The 18,707-nt window shown below is 74.1% G+C and carries 19 protein-coding genes; 7 read left to right on the forward strand and 12 right to left on the reverse strand.

Going from position 1 to position 18,707, the window contains the following annotated elements; all coding sequences use genetic code 11:
* Positions 1-40 precede the first annotated feature (40 nt).
* Entirely contained in the window at positions 41-502 is a 462-nt protein-coding gene (locus tag GXP74_RS16140; RefSeq protein ID WP_182452168.1) for a hypothetical protein, read from the forward strand.
* 43 nt (positions 503-545) lie between these two features.
* On the opposite strand, the gene GXP74_RS16145 is transcribed toward GXP74_RS16140, so the two are convergent.
* On the reverse strand, positions 546-1,970 hold the full coding sequence (locus GXP74_RS16145) for an alkaline phosphatase family protein (protein WP_182452169.1): 1,425 nt from the start codon (positions 1,968-1,970) through the stop codon (positions 546-548).
* 307 nt (positions 1,971-2,277) lie between these two features.
* On the opposite strand from GXP74_RS16145, the gene GXP74_RS16150 reads away from it, so the two are divergent.
* Positions 2,278-3,462: a methyltransferase gene (locus GXP74_RS16150; protein WP_182452170.1), complete on the forward strand. Its 1,185-nt coding sequence runs from the start codon at positions 2,278-2,280 to the stop codon at positions 3,460-3,462.
* A gap of 28 nt (positions 3,463-3,490) precedes the next feature.
* On the opposite strand, the gene GXP74_RS16155 is transcribed toward GXP74_RS16150, so the two are convergent.
* Complete coding sequence (locus GXP74_RS16155; protein ID WP_182452171.1) at positions 3,491-4,009, reverse strand: DUF664 domain-containing protein; 519 nt, start codon at positions 4,007-4,009, stop codon at positions 3,491-3,493.
* A 46-nt stretch (positions 4,010-4,055) separates the two neighbouring features.
* Positions 4,056-4,475, reverse strand: a complete 420-nt coding sequence (locus tag GXP74_RS16160) for an Asp23/Gls24 family envelope stress response protein (RefSeq protein WP_182452172.1) — start codon at positions 4,473-4,475, stop codon at positions 4,056-4,058.
* A gap of 314 nt (positions 4,476-4,789) precedes the next feature.
* Here GXP74_RS16160 and GXP74_RS16165 point away from each other — a divergent pair, with 314 nt between their 5' ends.
* Positions 4,790-6,367 carry an FAD-dependent monooxygenase gene (locus GXP74_RS16165; protein ID WP_225447976.1) on the forward strand — a complete coding sequence of 526 codons (1,578 nt, stop codon included), beginning with the start codon at positions 4,790-4,792 and terminating at the stop codon, positions 6,365-6,367.
* Here GXP74_RS16165 and GXP74_RS16170 read toward each other — a convergent pair.
* The 5 genes from GXP74_RS16170 to GXP74_RS16190 form a co-directional block, all read right to left on the reverse strand.
* Positions 6,336-7,442: a serine hydrolase gene (locus GXP74_RS16170; RefSeq protein WP_182452174.1), complete on the reverse strand. Its 1,107-nt coding sequence runs from the start codon at positions 7,440-7,442 to the stop codon at positions 6,336-6,338. The two genes, GXP74_RS16165 and GXP74_RS16170, sit on opposite strands and share 32 nt — an antisense overlap.
* Positions 7,439-8,362: a hypothetical protein gene (locus GXP74_RS16175; RefSeq protein ID WP_182452175.1), complete on the reverse strand. Its 924-nt coding sequence runs from the start codon at positions 8,360-8,362 to the stop codon at positions 7,439-7,441. Before GXP74_RS16175 ends, GXP74_RS16170 begins: the two co-directional genes overlap by 4 nt.
* Positions 8,359-9,174, reverse strand: a complete 816-nt coding sequence (locus GXP74_RS16180) for a hypothetical protein (protein WP_182452176.1) — start codon at positions 9,172-9,174, stop codon at positions 8,359-8,361. Before GXP74_RS16180 ends, GXP74_RS16175 begins: the two co-directional genes overlap by 4 nt.
* A gap of 44 nt (positions 9,175-9,218) precedes the next feature.
* Complete coding sequence (locus GXP74_RS16185; protein ID WP_182452177.1) at positions 9,219-9,407, reverse strand: hypothetical protein; 189 nt, start codon at positions 9,405-9,407, stop codon at positions 9,219-9,221.
* Positions 9,408-9,613: 206 nt separating this feature from the next.
* Positions 9,614-10,543, reverse strand: coding sequence for a PRC and DUF2382 domain-containing protein (locus GXP74_RS16190; RefSeq protein ID WP_182452178.1), 930 nt, complete (start codon positions 10,541-10,543; stop codon positions 9,614-9,616).
* A 222-nt stretch (positions 10,544-10,765) separates the two neighbouring features.
* Here GXP74_RS16190 and GXP74_RS16195 point away from each other — a divergent pair, with 222 nt between their 5' ends.
* A complete protein-coding gene (locus tag GXP74_RS16195; RefSeq protein ID WP_182452179.1) occupies positions 10,766-11,614 on the forward strand; it encodes a VOC family protein in 849 nt (282 codons plus the stop codon).
* Between the two features lie 18 nt (positions 11,615-11,632).
* Here the strand turns inward: GXP74_RS16195 and GXP74_RS16200 are convergent, their stop codons facing one another.
* Positions 11,633-12,556 (reverse strand): TauD/TfdA family dioxygenase, encoded by a 924-nt coding sequence (locus tag GXP74_RS16200; RefSeq protein WP_182452180.1) that lies wholly within the window; start codon positions 12,554-12,556, stop codon positions 11,633-11,635.
* Positions 12,557-12,958: 402 nt separating this feature from the next.
* Here GXP74_RS16200 and GXP74_RS16205 point away from each other — a divergent pair, with 402 nt between their 5' ends.
* Entirely contained in the window at positions 12,959-13,684 is a 726-nt protein-coding gene (locus GXP74_RS16205; protein WP_182452181.1) for a hypothetical protein, read from the forward strand.
* Between the two features lie 71 nt (positions 13,685-13,755).
* Here GXP74_RS16205 and GXP74_RS16210 read toward each other — a convergent pair whose 3' ends face one another.
* Positions 13,756-14,445, reverse strand: coding sequence for a transglycosylase family protein (locus GXP74_RS16210; RefSeq protein ID WP_182452182.1), 690 nt, complete (start codon positions 14,443-14,445; stop codon positions 13,756-13,758).
* 542 nt (positions 14,446-14,987) lie between these two features.
* Here GXP74_RS16210 and GXP74_RS16215 point away from each other — a divergent pair.
* On the forward strand, positions 14,988-15,827 hold the full coding sequence (locus GXP74_RS16215) for a hypothetical protein (RefSeq protein ID WP_182452183.1): 840 nt from the start codon (positions 14,988-14,990) through the stop codon (positions 15,825-15,827).
* 53 nt (positions 15,828-15,880) lie between these two features.
* Positions 15,881-16,774, forward strand: a complete 894-nt coding sequence (locus GXP74_RS16220) for an aminoglycoside phosphotransferase family protein (RefSeq protein ID WP_225447977.1) — start codon at positions 15,881-15,883, stop codon at positions 16,772-16,774.
* Between the two features lie 149 nt (positions 16,775-16,923).
* Here the strand turns inward: GXP74_RS16220 and paaK are convergent, their stop codons facing one another.
* Together paaK and paaI are read right to left on the reverse strand one after the other, a co-directional pair.
* Positions 16,924-18,267, reverse strand: a complete 1,344-nt coding sequence (gene paaK / locus GXP74_RS16225; RefSeq protein WP_182452184.1) for a phenylacetate--CoA ligase PaaK — start codon at positions 18,265-18,267, stop codon at positions 16,924-16,926.
* Positions 18,264-18,686 carry a hydroxyphenylacetyl-CoA thioesterase PaaI gene (paaI, locus tag GXP74_RS16230; RefSeq protein ID WP_182456488.1) on the reverse strand — a complete coding sequence of 141 codons (423 nt, stop codon included), beginning with the start codon at positions 18,684-18,686 and terminating at the stop codon, positions 18,264-18,266. The genes paaK and paaI overlap by 4 nt, the downstream gene beginning before the upstream one ends.
* Positions 18,687-18,707 lie beyond the last annotated feature (21 nt).

The following is an 18,707-nucleotide window of genomic DNA, read 5'->3' on the forward strand; positions in this document are numbered from 1 at the left end:
GCGCCGTCGAACATCGCCTCTCCGAACGGCGGTGACCACGATGACCACGCCGCAGCCCGCCCCGCCGCCGCGACCCGGTTCCGGCCGCCCGCCGGTGCCGGGACCGACCTGGAGCCCGTTCCGGGTCACCGTGCTGGTCCTGCTCGCGATCCTGGCCCTGGCCGCCGTGGCCTACGGCGCCGCCCACGTCTCCTCGACCCGGGCCGGCAGCCCGGTCCCGGCCGTCGCGGGCCCCGGCGACTGCGTCGCGCTGGCGTCGCCCACGCCGACCCAGGCCGCGGGCCGGGCGGCGCCCGAGGCCGGTCAGCCGGTCCGGCTGGTGGACTGCGACAGCACCCAGGCCCGGTACACCGTGATCCAGGTGTTCCCGGCCGGTACCGACGTGCGCCGCTGCGCGGAGGTCCCCGGGGCGGAGTTCGCGCTGTCGCAGCGGGTCGGCGTCCACTCGGCGCTGGTCTGCGCCGAGCACTCGGACGTCCAGGGCCGCGCCCAGAACGAGTGAGGGGCGGGCCGGTGCCGGCCCGCCCCCGCGCTGGTCCGCGTGGTCAGATGTGCTTGCGGCGTCCCCGCTCCTGCTGCGGGAAGGACTGGTCGGCGCCCGGCAGGGTGGGCGCCGGGAGGGTGGCCACCTCCTGCTCGGCCAGCGCCAGCTGGGCGGCGGTCGGCGGCAGGCCGGGCGCGCCCTGGCCCCGGCGGTGGAACTGGAAGGCCGAGGTGAGGTCGCCGAAGGTGTCCCGGCGCCAGTCGGTGATGTTGCTGTCGACCACCCCGGTGAAGCGCTCCAGGAACTGGAGCACCGAGGTGTGGTCGAAGGCCTCGGAGGCGACCCAACCGCCGACGGTCCACGGCGAGATGAGGATGCAGGGCACCCGGAAGCCGCCGCCGATCGGCAGGCCGCCGATGAACTCGTCCGGGGTGCCCGCGTCCGGCACCGGCGGGGCGACGTGGTCGAACAGGCCGTCGTTCTCGTCGTAGTTGAGGATGAAGACGGTCTTGGCCCAGACCTCCGGGTTGGACGCGATCGCCTCGATCTTGGACGCCACGAAGTCCGCGCCCGCCGCCGGGAGGTAGTCCGGGTGCTCCGACTGGTAGCTGGTCGGCAGGATCCAGGACACCGCCGGGAGCCGGTCGTTGCGGGCGTCGTCCTCGAAGGTCCCGGTGGGCTGCGCCAGCATGCCCTTCTCGTACAGCGGGTCGCCCGGCTTGGCGTTCTGGAAGTTCTCGAACAGCGACAGCACGTCGGTGCCGTAGTTGTCGGTCTCCTGGTAGACCTTCCAGCTGACCCCGGCCGCCTCCAGCCGCTCGGCGTAGGTGGTCCAGGTCAGCGGCTTGGGCGCGGCGTTCTGGATGATCGGGCCGCCGCCGGTGCCCTCGGGGTCGATCGAGGCGGTCATCCAGTACAGCCGGTTCGGCCAGGTCGGGCCCTGGACCGAGCAGAAGTAGTTGTCGCAGATGGTGAAGTTCTCGGCGAGGGCGAACTGGAAGGGGATGTCCTCGCGGGTGTAGTAGCCCATCACGTAGGGGCCGTTGACGCCGTCGGCGGCCCGGTGCGCGGGCAGCCACTGGTCCATCTTCCCGTCGTTCCAGGCCTGGTGCTGGACCGACCAGGCGTGGCTGGTGGACGGGATCGCCTGGGCACTGGTGGTCCGGGTGTCCAGGTGGAACGGCAGCAGGTAGCCGTCCGGGTTGACCGAGTCCGGCTGGTAGAAGACCGAGCGGCCGGTGTCGAGCCGCAGCGCCCGGGGGTCGTCGAAGCCGCGGACGCCGGAGAGGGTGCCGAAGTAGTGGTCGAAGGAGCGGTTCTCCTGCATCAGCATGACCACGTGCTCCACATCCCGCAGCGAGCCGCGCTGCGGGACTCCGGCGGCCACCGCCTGCTGGACGCTCGGCGGCAGCAGCGACATCGCCGCCGCTCCGCCGGCCACTCCGGCAGTCGAGCCCAGCAGCCTGCGTCGGGTCATTCCGGACATGCGTGTCTCCTCTGGGTCACGTCACACGAGGGTCGGGCGCGGCCGTGCCAGGCCGAGACCGACTCTGGCGCAGGGGGAGGACGGTGCGCGGGGCATGGCCGGTGAACAGACGGAGAATGTCAGGGACGCGGCGAGTCGGTATTCGGACGGAGCGTCACCAACCGGGAGCAGCACCAGGCTACGGCCTCGGAGCGGCGCTCGCGGGCATCCGGCGGCCGGTGTGTCCGCGCAGGTCAGGGCGGCCGCCGGGGTGCGCGCGGGCGGGCGCGGGGCGCGGCCGGGATAGGTTGTCCCCACGATGAACCGAATGACGACAGCACACGGTGAGCTCGAACTCACCCGCTTTCCGGAGCACCCCCGCGAGACCCTGCGGGCCTGGGACGCCGCCGACGAGTACCTGTTGCGGCACCTCGGCGGCGGCGCCGGTCCGGACGGCGCGGCCGCGCCTCCGGCCGAGCTGTCCGGCACCGTGGTGGTGGTCGGCGACCGCTGGGGCGCCCTGGTCACCGCCCTGGCCCGGGCGGGCGCCCGGCCGGTCCAGGTCAGCGACTCCTACCTGGCGCAGCAGGCGACGCTGCGGAACCTGGAGCGCAACGGCGTCGAGCCGGACGCGGTCCGGCTGCTGTCCACCCAGGAGCCGCCGCCGGAGCGGGTGGACCTGCTGCTGATCCGGGTGCCGAAGAGCCTGGCGCTGCTGGAGGACCAGCTGCACCGGCTGGCGCCCGCGCTGCACCCGGGCACGGTGGTCCTGGCCGCCGGGATGGTGGCCGAGATCCATACCTCGACACTCAAACTGTTCGAGCAGATCATCGGTACCACCAAGACCTCACTGGCGGTCCGTAAGGCCCGACTGATCCACAGCACTCCGGAGCCGGAGCTGGTCCGCCCGGCCGACCCGTGGCCGCACAGCTACCCGCTGCCGGACGGCATCGGCGTGCTCTCCGGCCGGACGGTCAGCAACCACGCGGGCGTCTTCTGCGCCGAGCACCTGGACATCGGCACCCGGTTCCTCCTGCGGCAGCTGCCGCGCCGCCCACGGGACTCCGCCCGGGGACCGCTGCGGGTGCTGGACCTGGGCTGCGGCAACGGCGTGGTCGGCACCGCCGCCGCGCTGGCCGAGCCGGAGGCGGAGCTGACCTTCGCCGACGAGTCGTACCAGGCGGTCGCCTCGGCCCGGGCGACCTTCGGGCAGAACACCGAGGCGGGCCGCGCCGCCCGGTTCCTGGTCGGCGACGGCACCGCCGGGATCGCCCCCGGATCGGTCGACCTGGTGCTCAACAACCCGCCGTTCCACAGCTACCAGGCCGCCACCGACGCCACCGCCTGGCGGATGTTCAGCGGCGCCCGCGAGGTGCTGCGGCCCGGCGGCGAGCTGTGGGTGGTCGGCAACCGGCACCTGGGCTACCACGTCAAGCTGAAGCGGCTGTTCGGCGGCTGCGAGGTGGTCGCCAGCGACCGCAAGTTCGTGGTGCTGCGGGCGGTGCGCGGCTGACCGACGGTGCCCGGGCGGGCGGCGGACGTCAGCGGCGGTGCTGGAGGACCCCGCGGACCAGGGCCGCCTGGCCCACGTGCTGGAGGTCGTCGGAGACCACGCTGACCAGCCGCACCCCGAGGGTGACCGGCGGGTCCCAGCGCTCGTCCACGACCCGCTCCAGGTCCGGATCCGTCAGGCCGCGCAGGTAGCCGACCGTCTGCTCGTGCACGGCGTCGTGGTACGCCGCCAAGTCCTTCGCCGGGACCCCCTGGAACGCGTCCACGTCGGCGTCCGACTGGCCGTAGCCGGTCGCGCCGGCCGCGTAGGGCAGCCCCAGCCGCTGCTCCCAGCCGCCGGTGCGCCACACCTGTTCGTCACCGGCCACGTCGGCCAGGTGGTCGTCCTGAACCCGGGTCAGGTGCCAGACCAGCCAGCCGATCGGGTTGGCGGCCCCGTCCAGCCGCTCCGCCAGCTCCTTCTCGCTGAGGCCGTCCAGCACCGCGTGGACCTCCTCCCGGATCCGGCCGAAGGCGTCGATCAGCAGCTCAGCACTCGCGGTCGTCATCGTCCTGTCTCCTCCTGGCAGCTCCCCCGGCCCCGCCGGGCGCGTCCTACCGTACGCGGTCCGACTTCCCGTCGTCCTCGTCCTCGTCCTGCGAGCCGGGCAGCCGCATCTCGTTGACGGCGATGTTGACCTCCACCACCTCCAGGCCGGTGGTCTGCGCGACCTCCCGGGCCACGTGCGCGCGCAGCGCGTTCGCCGTGTCCGCGATCCGGATCCCGTAGTCGACCACCACGTCCAGGTCGATCGCGGTCTGCCGCTCGCCGACCTCGACCTTGACGCCCCGGGTCGGGTCGCTGGAGCGGGAGACCCGGTCCTTGACCGCGCCGAAGGCCCGCGAGGCGCTGCCGCCGAGGTCGGCGACGCCCTCGACCTCGCGCGCCGCCAGTCCGGCGGTGGCGGCCACCACGCTGTCGGCGATGGTGGTCCGGCCGCCGACGGTCCCGTTCGGCTTCCTGTCCTCGGTCATGGCAGACCCTCCTCAGTTCTCGGCTGCCCCCGCCCCAGCAGCCAAACACCGCAACCCCCCGCCCGCGACCGCGCGGCCCCGCGACCCGCCCGGACCGGCCGAATACTGGTCCGTTCGGGTGATGGCGGCCGCCGGGTGGGAATTCGGCGTGAGCCTGGTCGGAGCTCGCGGAATCCGGGCATGTGTTCCGGGTGTTGGGGAAGCTGGAGAACGGGACCGATGCGTGCCCGGCCGATCGTCCGCCAGGCGAACAGCGCGGTGCGAGAGTCCGGAAGTCCGAGGTTGCGAAGGTTCGGTGGAAGGGACGTGTCCACGTGACAGTTGCCGTGCGCCGCGCAGAGGACCTGCCGGCACCGACGCCCAGGGGCGTCCCGGTCGACCGCTCGGTGGTGGTCGTCGGCTCCGGCGCCGCCGGGCTGGCCCTGGCCTGCGAATTGGCCGCCGCCGGGATCCGCACCACCGTGGTCGAGCGCTCGGCCGAGCCGCCGCCGCCCTCCCCGGCGGTGCTGCTGCACAGCCGCACGCTGGAGGAGCTCGGGCTGCGCGGGCACGCCGGGGCGCTGCTGGAACAGGCCCGCCCGGTCGACCGGATCCGGCTCGGCGTCCGCTCGCCCGCGCTCGACCTCAGCGCCCTGGACAGCCGCTTCCCCGGCCTGTACGTGCTGCCCGGCGACCGGGTCGAACGGCTGCTGGAGCGGCGGGCGGTCGACCTCGGCGCCCGGGTGCGGCGCGGTGTCCGGGTCGAGGGACTGACCCAGGACGCCGACCGGGTCCGGCTGCTGCTCCGCGACGCGGACGCGCCGGGTCGGGCGCCGGAGGTGCTGACCGCCGGATACGTGGTCGGCGCCGACAGCGGCCGGTCCTGCCTGCGGGAGCTCGCCGGGATCCCGTTCCCGGCGCACGGCGCGCCGTTCGCGCCGGTGCTGGCCGAGGCGCGGCTGCTGAAGCCGCCGCCGGACGAGGCGCTGGTGCTGCCCGGCCGGGGCGGGGCGCTGCTGACCGTGCCGGTCGGCGAGGGCTGGTACCGGATCGCGCTGGCCCTGGACGCCCACCCCTGGAGCGAGCCGCTGCCGACCGAGCCGGAGCTGGCCCGAGCGCTGACCGCGGTCCTCGGCTTCGACCCCGGACTGGCCGGGGTGCGCGCGCTGACCCGGCCGCGCGGGACCCAGGGGCTGGCGCCGCGGTACCGCTCCGGACGGGTGCTGCTGGTCGGCGAGGCCGCCTGCCGGCTGTCCCCGCTCGCCGGGCAGGAGCTCAACCTCGGCCTGCGGGACGCGGTCAACCTCGGCTGGAAGCTGGCGGCGGTGCTGAACGGCTGGAGCCCGCCGCGGCTGCTGGACAGCTACCAGGACGAACGCCGCCCGCTGGCGGTCAAGGCGCTGCGCCGCGCCGAACGAGCCGCCCGCCAACTCGGCGGCTCCTCGCCGGTGGCCTCGGTACTGGGCCGGACGGTCCTGGCCGGGCTGCTCGGCGCGGCCCCGCTGCGCCGGGCCACGGCCTCCGGCCTGGCCGGTCTGGCCACCCGCTACCCGGCGGGCTCGGGACACGCCTCACGGCTGCCGCTGCACGCCGGTCAGCGGCTGCCCGAGCTGGTGGTGCGGATGCGCCAGGGTCCACCGATGCGCGCGCCGGACCTGCTGGACGACGGCCGGTTCCTGCTGATCGACTTCGGCCACCAGGGCATCGCGGCCACCGCCGCCGAGCGCGGCTGGGGCGACCGGGTGCGCGCGGTGTCGGCGATCGGGCCGCTCGACGGGTACGTCTCGATCAGCACCCTGCTGGTCCGCCCGGACGGCTACCTGGCCTGGACGGACGACTCCTACGAACCGCCCGCGCGGATCAGCCGGGCCCGGGCCGCGCTCACCCGCTGGTGCGGCCCGGCGGCCGACTGAGCTCAGCCCCGGCCGGGTCGGCCAGCGCCCGGAAGGCCGAGTACGCGTCCTGGATGAAGCGGCTGCCGGGCGGCGGGGTGGTGTTGGCCAGCGCCGCCAGCCCGGTGCGGGTCCGCGGGCAGAAGCCGACGAAGGCGGTGAACCCCCGGGTGCCGCCGGAGTGGAACAGCAGGTCGTGGCCGGGGCGCGGGCGCAGGTTCCAGACCAGGCAGAGCCCGTCCCCGGTGCGCGGCAGCAGCAGCCGCGGCCGCCGCACCTCCGCCAGCGCCGGGCCCAGCGCCCCGGCCCGGTCCGGGTCCAGCAGCGCCTCCAGGTAGCGCAGCAGGTCCCGGGCGCTGGAGCGGACCGCCCCGGCGCCCGGCAGCGCCGGGATCAGCCACGGCGGCCGGGGGCGCCCGTGCCAGTAGCCGGTCGCCTGCCCGGGACCGGGATCGCAGCCGGTGCGGGTCAGCCCCAGCGGACGGCAGACCCGGTCGTCCAGCAGCGCCGGGTAGTCCGTCCCGGCGGCGCGGGCCAGCAGCAGGCCGAGCAGGCCGACGCCCAGGTTCGAGTAGTGCACCCGCGCGCCGGGGCGGGCGCGGACCCGGGTCGCGCCGAGCGAGCGCAGCAGCCGCGCCTGCGAGTAGTTCCCGTACGGCGTGGTCGACCAGGTGGGCACGGCGGTGGCCAGGAGACCGGACGGCAGCCGGGGCAGCCCGGCGGTGTGGGTGGCCAGGTGCAGCAGGGTGATCGGCTCCCCGCCGCGGTGTCCCGGGGTCGCCCCGGCGGGCAGGTACCAGCCGATCGGATCGTCATACCGGACCTCGCCCCGGGCCACCGACTCGGCCAGCAGCAGCGCGGTGAAGGTCTTGCTGAGCGAGCCGATCTCGAACCGGGTGTCCGGATCCACCGGACGGCCCCCGGTCCGGGCGGTGGACCCGCCGCAGAGCAGCAGCCGCTGGTCCGCCCGGACGGCGGCCAGGGCGGTCCCGGTCGCCTCCGGCGCGGCGTCCAGCAGCGGCGCCAGCCGTTCCCTGAGCGGGTCGCCCGGCGGCGCGACGGTCGGTCCGGCCCGGCCGGACGCGGTGGCGGTCACCCGGCGGCCGGGGCGCTGCCGAGCGAGCGGGCCAGGGTCACCGTGCCCGCGACGATCGCCACCACGGCGGTGTGCTCGTTGTCCTTGAACGCCCGGCGCGGGTCCTCGTTCACCGGCTCGGCGTCCCTGGGCAGCAACCCGTCCGGGTGCTGCGCCTGGGCCAGCCGCTCCCAGCTGCCCGGGTCGCAGACCGGCTCGCGCAGGCAGGCGTCCACGATCAGCAGCTCGCCCAGCAGGTCCCACTGGGCGACCTCCTGCCAGACGTCCGCCCAGACCGGCAGCCAGGTCCGCAGGTAGTCCACCACCGGTTCGGGCAGGCCGTCGGGCCGCGCGCCCCAGTCGGTGAGGTGGAAGACGGCGTGGGTGAGGTGGTAGCCGGTCATCCAGTCGATCATCCACGGCTCCGGGGTGGAGCCGAGCCAGGTGTCGGCGGCCAGCGCCGCCCAGTCGCACCGGTAGTCGGGGTTGATCACCCGGTTGGCGTTGGCGACCGCCAGCCGCCGGTTGGGCATCATCTCGACCGCCCGGAACGAGTCCAGCGAGATCAGGTGCGCGGCCACCTCGTCCAGTGAGCGGTTGCGGTAGCCGCCCCGGACGAAGTGCGCGTAGGTCTCCAGCGGGTCGGTCACCAGGGGGTGCCGGACCTGCCGGTCGAACAGGAAGTCCCCGGCCCGGAACTGCTCCCAGGTGAAGTCCAGCAGCTCCTGGGCGGCGGTCAGCTCACCGGGCCCGGCGACGCCCTCGCGGAGCACCATGGAGGCCGCCAACGCGGTCTCGCCCAGCGGCTTGTAGCAGTTGTCGGGGTCGCTGAACTCGATGTCGGTGCCCGGCGGCAGCGAACCGAACGCCCGGCTGCCGTGCAGCCAGGCCAGCGCCCGCGAACCGACGCCGTGCGCGGTCCGCAGCACCTCCGGGTTCACCGGTCCACCGCCAGCGCCAGCCGCTCGCCGACCCGGACGTCCAGCGCGGTCCGGGCACTGGGACCGCCGAACAGCCGTACATGACGGAACAGCGGCTCCAGCCGCAGCGGCGACCGCAGTCCCGATGCCTGGCCCAGAGCCAGCCAACGGGCGATCCGGGCGGCGGTGCGGTAGTCGCGCCGCAGCATGGCGCGGACGGTGCCGCGCCCGAGCGCGGGCAGGCCCCGCCGGGCCGACTCGTGGACCGGGCTGTCCAGTCCGGGGACGGCCAGCGGCGAGAGCTTGGCCATCCACAACGACCACTCCTGCCACGTGGGTTCGCCGTCGTCACGGCCGGGCTGCGGGGCGGCGTCCAGCGGCGGGAGGACCAGCGGCGGCAGTCCGCAGCGGCTGAGCACCTCGGAGGCCGCCCAGTCGCGCCAGCCGACCACGGTCGCGGTACCGGCGGCGCTGTCCGTGGCCAACGGGCCCGTCCGGGGCGCCTGGACGTCGTGGGTCCCGGCCGGCTCTTGATCCGTCAACTGCTGAACAGTCAACTGCTCCGGCGGGAAGACCTGGAAGGCATGGGCCATGGCCACCGCCTCGGCCAGTTCGGGGTGCAGCGGCACACCGTTGAGCAGGTGGGGGGCGAACAGGTCGGCGCCGAGGATGCGTACCGCCGCCAGCTCGGCGGTGGACGCTCCCAGCATCCCGGGGGGAGCCAGGCCGACGTCCGCGCCCCCGACGGCATTGAGCACGTCGAGGGCGCGGACGGCCATCCGCTCTACCGCCAGGGAGAACTCCTCCTGTGGCGTCGCATCAGCGAAGGGCATCGGTAACTCAGCCTTCAGCTCGCGAGGCTGCGGTCACGTTCCGCTCACCGGTCCTTCGGCGGCTTCGGCGACAGCAACAGGCCGAGGACCAGAAGTCCACCGCCGAAGTCCTCGGGGCTGTACAGGGGGGCGTCGCTCAGCGGCGCCTCCTCCTCGGCCATCAGCGTGGTCAGCGCGGAGAGGTCCTCCGGTGCCACGCGGGTCGCGGTGCGGGTCAATTCGTGAGTAAGCATGGGTGCCTCCTCAGTTCTGAGATTCATCACCGGGTTCGGTGATGCCCCCCACGTGAAGAGCTTATGACGCTTGGGCGTTATGCACCACTTATGACGATTTTACGCGAACTAATCTGCCCTGGGATCGTCAGATCCCTTGCCGCACAAGGGAGGAGCACGGCGGCCGAGGCCGCCGTGCTCCGTGTTTCCGTGTTCCGGCGCGTTCGCTAGGCGCCCGGACGACGTCCCTTGCCCGGCATGGAACCGGGCGTGGAGTCGTTCTCCAGGTCGATCCGCTCGGTGCGTACCTCCTCGGTCACGGTGACCTCCTCGGTGACGTCCTCGACGCGCATCCGCACCCGCTCCACCGGGACGCTCTGCTTGGTGACGACGGTGTGCTCCTCGTACAGCGTCACCTCGCTCTCCGCCTCGGTCAGCGACTCCTCGCCCTTCATCGCGGCGGCGTCCTCCGCGCGGATCGGCTCCCGCTCGATCCGGACCTCCTGGTGGGTCAGCGGCACGGTCTGCCGGACCTGCTCGGTGGTGACCTGCTTGCGCAGCCGGGCGTGGCCGGCCTCGACCCGCTCGGTGCCGATGTGCAGCCGCTCCTCGAACCGGGTCATCGCCCGCTGGGCGGCCCCGCGCATGCCGGTGGTGGCGCGCGCGTCCGCCTTGCCCACCGGCGGCTTGTCGGAGCCGGGCCGACGCCCGGCCGCCACCCCCGCCGCCGCCGCCCCGGCGGTGCCCGCCGCGCCCGCCGTGCCCGCCGTGCCCGCCGTGCCCATGGCGCCGGGGGCCGTGCCGGACGCGTTGGTGCCGGCGGTGGCCTGCTGCGCGCCGCCCCGGTTGCCGAGCCCGTAGTGCTGGTAGAGCGTGCGCTCCTCCTCCACCGACAGGTGCCGGCCGGTCTCCAGGTCCGGAGCGCCGTCGACCATCTCCTTCGGATACCTGAGCTGTACCTCGTCGGCGACCACGCTCGCGCCCTCCAGCGGCGCGAAGTGCTCCTTGCCACCGAACAGGCCGCCCTTCACGGTGACCCACTGCGGCAGACCGGTGCTGTCGTCCAGGTACACCTCCTCGGCCTGGCCGATCTTGTGGCCCTCGGCGTCGACGACCTTGTGGCCGATCACCTGGCGAGGGTCAATCGCCGTACCCATGGTTACCTCCTGCGAGGTTGGGGAAGTGGCGCCCAAGCCGGATTCCAGACAGAGCGTCCAAAGAACGCCACTCTTCGACGTTGCGCCGATCCGTTGCCCCCCGCAACCCGGCAGCGGTACGGCGGCCGGACCGGTCAGCGCGGCGTCGCCGTCCGGTGACACTCACCGGTGTTCTCATGCAGACTGCATGAGAGGGGACGAAAGCCCGGAACGGAGGCAGCGGTGGACCCAGGCTCCAGCGCCCCCCGCACCGGCGCCTCCGACCCCCGGGGCGCCGCTGCGGGACCCGCCCGGGTCGACGACCCGGGCGTGCCGTGCCTGCCCGGGGCCCCCAGCTGGGTCAGCCTGCTGGCGCACGATCCCGGGGCCGCGCGGGAGTTCTACGGGCCACTGCTCGGCTGGACCTTCGAGCCCCCGCGGGAGCAGCCGCCGGGCTACCTGGTCGCCGAGGTCCAGGGGGTACCGGTGGCCGGGATCGGCCGCCTGCCGTCCCGGGGCCGGTTCACCGCGACCTGGACCACCTTCTTCGGCGTCGCCGACATTGACGCCGCCGCACTGCGGGTACGGGAACGCCTGGGCACCGTGGGCGTGGGACCGTCCCCCGCCTGGGCCGGGCGGGTCGCCCTGGCCACCGACCCGGACGGGGCCGTCTTCGGCCTGTGGCAGGGCGAGGTCGGCCCGGCCAGGGAACTGCCGCTGCCCGGCGCGCCGTCCTGGGTGGAACTGTCCACCGACGCCTTCGCCGCCGCCATGTTCTACGGCGACGTCCTCGACTGGGCCGCGCACGACCCGCAGCACCTGGACATGGCCTGGCAGCACGAGCGGGTGGTGCTGCTGGTCGACGGCAAGGAGCGGGCCGCGCTGCGCACCGCCGACGAGCGGACCGCCTCGCTGCCGGTACGCCCGCACTGGCACCTCTCCTTCGCCGTGGACGACCTGCACCGCGCCCTGGTCCGCGCGCTGCGGCTGGGCGCGGTGCTGCTCAGCGCGCCGGTCTCGACCCCGTACGGCGACACGGCGGAACTGCACGACCCCGAGGGCGCGGCGTTCTCGCTCGTCGCCAACCGCTGAGTGCAGGCCCACCGCCGGTCACCCGGCGGCGATCACCGGCAACGGCGTGTAGTGCGAGGCGTCGCCCCTCACCGAACGGCTGGCCGTACCGTCGACGCCGACCGGCAGTTCGCCCGCGACCGTCACCCGGTTCAGCCGCCGCGGCCGGTCGTCGTAGTTGTCGACGCCGTAGTGCTGGGTGATCCGGTTGTCGAACAGCACCAGCTGGTTCGGCTCCCAACGCCAGCGCAGCACGTTCTCCGGCCGGGTCACGTACGACTGCAGCAGCCGCAGCACGTCCCGCGACTCCCCGGTGGACAGGCCCACGATCCGCTGCGCGAAGCCGCCGATGAACAGCCCGCGCTCGCCGGTCAGCGGATGCACCCGGACGACCGGGTGCACGCTCTCGAACGGGATCGAGGTGAACACCGCGCGGCGCTCCAGCTCCTCCTCGTCCAGCTGCTCCGGCGCCGCCGCGTAGTCGTGGTCGTTGGTGTGCACCGCCCACAGGGTGTCGGCGAAGGCCCGCAGCGGGGCCGGGAGGTCCCGGTAGCCCGCGGCCGCGTTGGCGATCAGCGTCTCCCCGCCGTACGGCGGGACGACGATGCTGCGCAGCGTGCTGAGCTGCGGCGGGTTGACCACGAAGGTGACGTCGGTGTGCCAGTGGTTGGCCCGGCCGCGCTCGCTGTCGACCGGCAGCACGTTCGGCGCGCCCTCCGCGGCGGGGACGGTCGGGTGGGCGGTGGTGAGCTCGCCGAAGCCGCGGGCGAAGCGCTGCTGTCCGGCGTCGTCCAGGTCCACGTCGCGGAAGACGAGGGCCTTGTGCTCGTTGAGGGCGGACCGCAGTGCGGCCACGGTGGACGAGTCGAGCTCGCGGCCGAGGTCCACCCCGGCGACCTCGGCGCCGATCCGGGCGGTGACCTTGCGGACGGTGATCGCGGTGATGCTGTCGGTGGCGGTCATGGCGCAGCCTCCTTGAGGCAGGTGGGAGCGTCCGCTCGGCGGCACGGCGGACGGCGCGTCGGGACGTGACGCGGCGCAGTGCGGCTCGGGCGAGCGGACGGAGGAAGAGGTGGTGGGCGTGATCGAGAGCCGGAACGGGCTGGGACCGCCCGGCAGTTGACCGGGCGCGGTGGCTCAGCGGCGGTCGGACCGACAGCGCCGACGACATCGAGGCGCACCGAGGCGGACCCAGCGGGCCCGCGCGTCGAGGTGCCGAATCGATCTCATGCCACGACCCTAGCGAGCGCCGGTCGTGGACGGCAATGAATGTTCCACCCCTGGAAGTTATTCCGATCCCCGATCTGACGGATGGTCAGTTATTTACTGACTGTCAGTCAGGTATCGCGACGTACCCTCGGTACGGTGAACACCACCCGTCATTCGGCCCCCGCCCACCTGGTCGCGGCCGAGGCCATGTGCGACAACCTGGCCCAACTCCCTCTGCCCGACGCTCGGAACGTCTACAAGGAGCCGGGAACGCCGACCGTGACGGCCTGGGGGACCGACGGCCGTCCGGAGAGCTGGCAGTGCTGGGCGGCGTGCGCGGCCTTCGTGACCGAGGTCCTCCGGCACAGCTACCCGTGGGCCGACACCCGGTGGTTCCGCACCCACGCCCGCTCCACCAGCCCCTACGCCGCCCAGTACCAGACGCTGTTCGCGTCCGGCGCGCTGCCCGGCTTCACCGCCGTCACCCGGGTCACCGACCTGCGTCCGGGCGACCTGATCGCGGTGAACCACCTGGACGACGCGACGGCGGTCCACACCGGCCACCTGGTCGTGGTCCGGCAGGTCGGCCGCCCGTACACCCGGATCCGGGGACTGGCCGGATCGACGCAGTACCCGGTCCAGGTCATCGACTGCTCGCGCTTTCCGCACGGCGTGTCCGGGCGCGGGGACTACGCGGCCTACCCCGACACCCGCATCGACGCCGCCGGACAGCGCTGGCCCGGCCTCGGCACCGGCTGGATGATGTTCTACGGCGACAGTTCCGACGGCCGGTTCACCGGCTACCGCTGGTCGGTGAACTCGACCGAGCTCAGCACGACCGATCGCCGCGCGATCACCGCCGCGCGGATCACCGGCGGCTGACCTGGCTGTGGCGCGGCGCCCTGGGGTGGGTGCCGCGCCGTGGTGGTGCTGGGGGTGGTGCTGGGGTGTGGTCAGCCGAGGGTGAGGGTTTCGCCGGGGGTGATCACGTCGGGGTTGTTGCCGATGGTGGTGGTGTTGGCGGCGTAGAGCTTCTGCCAGGTGGTGCCGTTGGCGTTGGCGATGCCGCCGAGGGTGTCGCCGGGCTTGACCGTGTAGCTGCTGGTGCTGGTGCTGGTGGTCTGGGCCGGGGTGGTGCTGGCCGGGGTGGTGCTGGGGGTGGTGGGGGTGCTGGTGGCCGTGGTGGTGGGGGTCACGGCGGTGGTGGTGGTCGCGGCGGTGGTGGTGTCGGTGGTGTCGTTGCTGGTGAGGCCGGCCTGGGGGCCGCAGACGGGCCAGGCGCCGGGGCCTTGGGCGGCGAGGACGTTTTCGGCGACGGTGATCTGCTGGGCGGCGGTGGCCTGGTCGGCGCTGGCGGCGTAGGCGGTGCCGCCGTAGGCGGCCCAGGTGGAGGGGGTGAACTGGAGGCCGCCGTAGAAGCCGTTGCCGGTGTTGGCGGCCCAGTTGCCGCTGCTCTCGCACTGGGCGACGGCGTTCCAGGTGGAGGGGGTGGCGGCGGAGGCGGTGGTGGCGGCGGCGAGGCCGGCCACGGGGGCGGCGATGACCGCACCGGCGACCAGGGCGGTGCGCAGGCGGGTGTGCTTGCGGGTGCCCTCGGTGGCGGTGGTGGTGCGGGCGGCGTCGTTCTCGCGGCGGAAGATCATGTGTTCCTCTCGTCAGTCCCGGACGGTGGCGGTGGGCGCGCGGGAGCGCGCGTGGTGGTCCGCTGGTGGTCCATCGGGTCGGCCGGTTCACGCCGGTGGGGGCGTCGTCCGTGCCGTCGTGGCTCCCGCTGCGCTTCGCGTTCCCGTGGACAAGACGAGAACGTGTGGGGCGGGTTGGGCCCGGGGTGCTCGGTGCACTTCTTCGAAGGTAGGCAACCTCCGGTCCCGGTCCAAGCGTTCCGGGGAAGTCCCAGCTCAGGGCCACGTTACCGCCGGTATCGATCATGGTTGGGCGGTCCTGGGGGCGGTTTTCGGGCCGGAACCAACCGCCCTCGGGCTCGATTAGTGGTCTGGACCACAGGCCGAGGCGGGTGAGCTGCGCCACACGGTCGACACACCGTGAGCGACCCGGCCCGCGCCGGTCACTGTCGATCTTCGTCCGTGCCCCCGGGTCGTGACCTGGACCATAGTCCGGCCGTTTCGCCGCCCGGCTTCCCGGGCCGCTGCGAGGATCAACCGTGCTCGGAGGAACGGGGAGTGACGTGACAGCGCGGACAAGGATCGGTCTGCTCGTGGTGGTCGGGGCGCTGGGAGTGGCGGTGATGGGGGCCGGGTACTGGTTCGCCTTCCACCGGCAGTTCGGCCGGGCCGGGCAGGGCAGCGTCTCGATCGGTGCGGGGACGGTCGCCGCCCCGCCCGCGCCGTCGGCCCCGTCGTCGGCGAACCCGGCCGCCGACGCCCTGGAGTCCGACCTCGCCGGTGACCTCAACAGCGGCTTCTACGCCCCGGGCGACACCTACGGCGGCTTCTTCACCGAGGGCACCGTGGTCCAGCAGGCGGAGGAGCACGGCGGCGTGCTGCTCTCGCTCACCCCGGCCACCGCCGCCGACCCGTGGAACAGCGCCCAGGTGATGTTCGGCCTGGACCCGGGCACCGGCGCCGCGTCGCCGGCCTGCTACGACTACCGCTTCACCATCAGCGGGGCGCCCCGGCGGCAGGGCACCCCCTGCCCGGACGCCGCTGTCCGGTCCCGTGCCCGTCAGCTGTACGCGCGGCGGGCGGAGCCGGACCAGGAGCCGTCCTCCCCGGACGCCTTCCCGGTGACGACGGCCGGTGCCCGGGCGCTGCTGGCGCGGGCCTTCCCGGCGGCGGAGCGGGCGGCGGTGGCACGGCTGCCGCTGTCCACGGCCACCCGCAGCGGGGTCCTCGGCGCCGCGGTGCGGGTCGACGGGGTGTGCGACTACCTGTGGCTCGGCCGGTCGTCGACCAGCTCGCTGATCCAGGTCTGGCCCGCGTCGCTGGCCGAGCAGGCCGACTGCGACGGCGCGCACGCCCTCGCCGCCGGTGACCTCTACGGGCGCGACGCGGCCCAGGAGGGCTGACCGCCACCGGTAACTCGGTTGCGGGGCGGGCCCGGGTGGGCGACCCTCGCGGGATGCGGATGCACGCTGGTCAGTTGGACGTGTCGCTCGACATGGCGCGGGCGTTGGTGGACGAGCAGTTCCCGCAGTGGCGGGGGCTGCCGGTCAGGGCGCAGGCCACGCACGGAACGGTCAACGCGATCTTCCGCATCGGCGACCACCTCGCCGCCCGGTTCCCGCTGGCGGCCTGCGACGTCGCGTCGCTGGAGGCCGAGGCGCAGGCGGCGCGGGAGCTGGCTGCCGGGACGGACGTGCCCACGCCGGAGCCGGTGGCGATCGGCGGGCCGGGCGCGGGCTACCCGTCCCCGTGGTCGGTGCAGACCTGGCTGCCCGGGGCCGTGGCCACCGGCCGGGACCCGGGGGAGTCGGCCGCGTTCGCGCGTGACCTGGCCGGGTTCGTCCGCGACGTCCGGGCGATCGACACCCGGGGCCGGACCTTCTCCGGCAAGGGCCGTGGCGGCGACCTGGCCTCCCACGACGCGTGGGTGGAACGCTGCCTCCGGCAGAGCGAGCAGCTGCTGGACGTGCCGCGGTTGCGCCGGTTGTGGGCGGACCTGCGGAGCCTGCCGGACAACCCCGGCGGCGAGCTGATGACCCACGGCGACCTGATGCCCGGCAACCTGCTGGTCGCCGACGGCAGCCTGGCCGGTGTCCTCGACGTCGGCGGCCTGGCCCCGGCCGACCCCGCGCTGGACCTGATCGGCGCCTGGCACCTGTTCGAAGCGGGGCCCCGGCAGGCCTTCCGTGAGGCCCTGGGCTGCGGCGACGTCGAATGGGAGCGCGGCCGGGCCTGGGCCTTCGAACAGTCGATGGGGCTGGTCTGGTACTACGTCGAAACCAATCCGGTGATGAGCCGGATCGGCAGGCGCACCCTGGAGCGGATCGTGGCGGCCGAGACCGCGCCCTGAACCCGGACCGACCGCCGCCGCTATCCTGCGGGCGTGATCAACTCGGGCCCGGCGGGCGGGGACTCCCGGTCGCCGCCGACGCCGGGACCCACGGACAGCCGCTGGCGGTGATCCGGGGCTGGGGCGGGGCGGTCGGCCGCGGTGGCCGGCTAGCCGCGGTCGTCGACCAGGCGGGTGATCTTGCCGATGGAGCGGGCCAGGGTCTCCGGTTCGACGATCTCCACCTGGACGGTCACGCCGACGCCGTCCTTGACCCCGGTCGCGATGGCCGCCGCGGCCGCCGCGCGCTGGTCCGGGCCGGTGCCGGGGCGGGCCTCGGCGCGGACGGTCAGCTCGTCCATCCGGCCGCGCCGGGTCAGCCGCAGCTGGAAGTGCGGGGCCACGTGCGGGGTACGCAGCACGATCTCCTCGATCTGGCTCGGGAAGACGTTCACCCCGCGCAGGATGATCATGTCGTCGGAGCGGCCGGTGACCTTCTCCATCCGACGGAAGGCCGGGCGGGCGGTCCCCGGCAGCAGCCGGGTCAGGTCGCGGGTGCGGTAGCGGATGATCGGCAGGGCCTCCTTGGTGAGCGAGGTGAAGACCAGTTCACCGCTCCCGCCCTCGGGCACGACCTCGTCCGTGAGCGGGTCCACGACCTCCGGGAAGAAGTTGTCCTCCCAGATGTGCAGGCCGTCCTTGGTCTCCACGCACTCACTGGCCACGCCCGGGCCGATCACCTCCGACAGGCCGTAGATGTCCACCGCGTGGATGTCCAGCCGCTGCTCGATCTCGCCGCGCATCGCCTCGGTCCACGGTTCCGCGCCGAAGATGCCGATCCGCAGCGAGGTGCCGCGCGGGTCGATCCCCTGCCGCTCGAACTCGTCCAGCAGGGTGAGCATGTAGGAGGGGGTGACCATGATGATCTCGGGCTGGAAGTCCTGGATGATCTGCACCTGGCGGGCGGTCATGCCGCCCGAGGCCGGGATCACCGTGCACCCGGCGCGCTCCGCGCCGTAGTGCGCCCCCAGGCCGCCGGTGAACAGGCCGTAGCCGTACGAGATGTGCACCTTGTGGCCGGGCCGCCCGCCCGCCGCGCGGATCGAGCGGGCCACCATGTCCGCCCACATCGACAGGTCGCGCTCGGTGTAGCCGACGACCGTGGGACGGCCGGTGGTACCGCTGGAGGCGTGGATCCGGCGGACCTCGGCCATCGGGACGGCGAACATGCCGAAGGGGTAGGTGTCGCGCAGGTCGGCCTTGCTGGTGAACGGGAAGCGGGCCAGGTCGGCCAGGGTGCGGCAGTCCTCCGGGCGGACCCCGGCCGCGTCGAACTTGCGCCGGTACAGCTCGACGTTGTCGTAGGCGTGCCGCAGCGTCTGCCGCAGCCGGGTGAGCTGGAGCTCCCGCAACTCCGCGCCGGTCAGCCGCTCCCCGGCGTCCAGCAGGCCCTCGGGGAGTGGGTCGCCCAGCCCCGGCCTGGTGGCCGCCGGGGGAGTCGGGTCGCTGCTCATCGCCTTGCCTCCGTCTGTGCTGTGTCCTTGGTGCCGTCCGGCGAACCGGCCCCGGGGCGAAGCACCCGGCTGCGGCCCCGGAACTCGGCGATGACCTGGTCGCCGCGGCGCACGCTCACGTCGTAGATCCCGCTGCGGCCGAAGCTGACGCGCTCCTCGGCGGTGGCGGTGAGCACGTCGCCCTCGTGGGCGGGGGCGACGAAGTCGATGTCGGCGCCGGCCGCCACGGTCACCGGGCCGTGGCTGTTGCAGGCGCAGGCGAAGGCGGAGTCGGCGAGCAGGAAGAGGAAGCCGCCGTGCGCGGTCCCGTGCCCGTTCACCATGGCACCGGTCACGGTCATCCGCAGCACCGCGCGGCCGGTTCCGGCCTCCAGCAGCTCCATGCCCAGGCCCCGCGACGCCCGGTCGGCGGCGAACATCGTCCGCGCCGGTCCGGCGTC

Origin of the sequence: Streptacidiphilus sp. P02-A3a, from assembly GCF_014084105.1 — a bacterium.
Lineage (GTDB): Bacteria > Actinomycetota > Actinomycetes > Streptomycetales > Streptomycetaceae > Streptacidiphilus.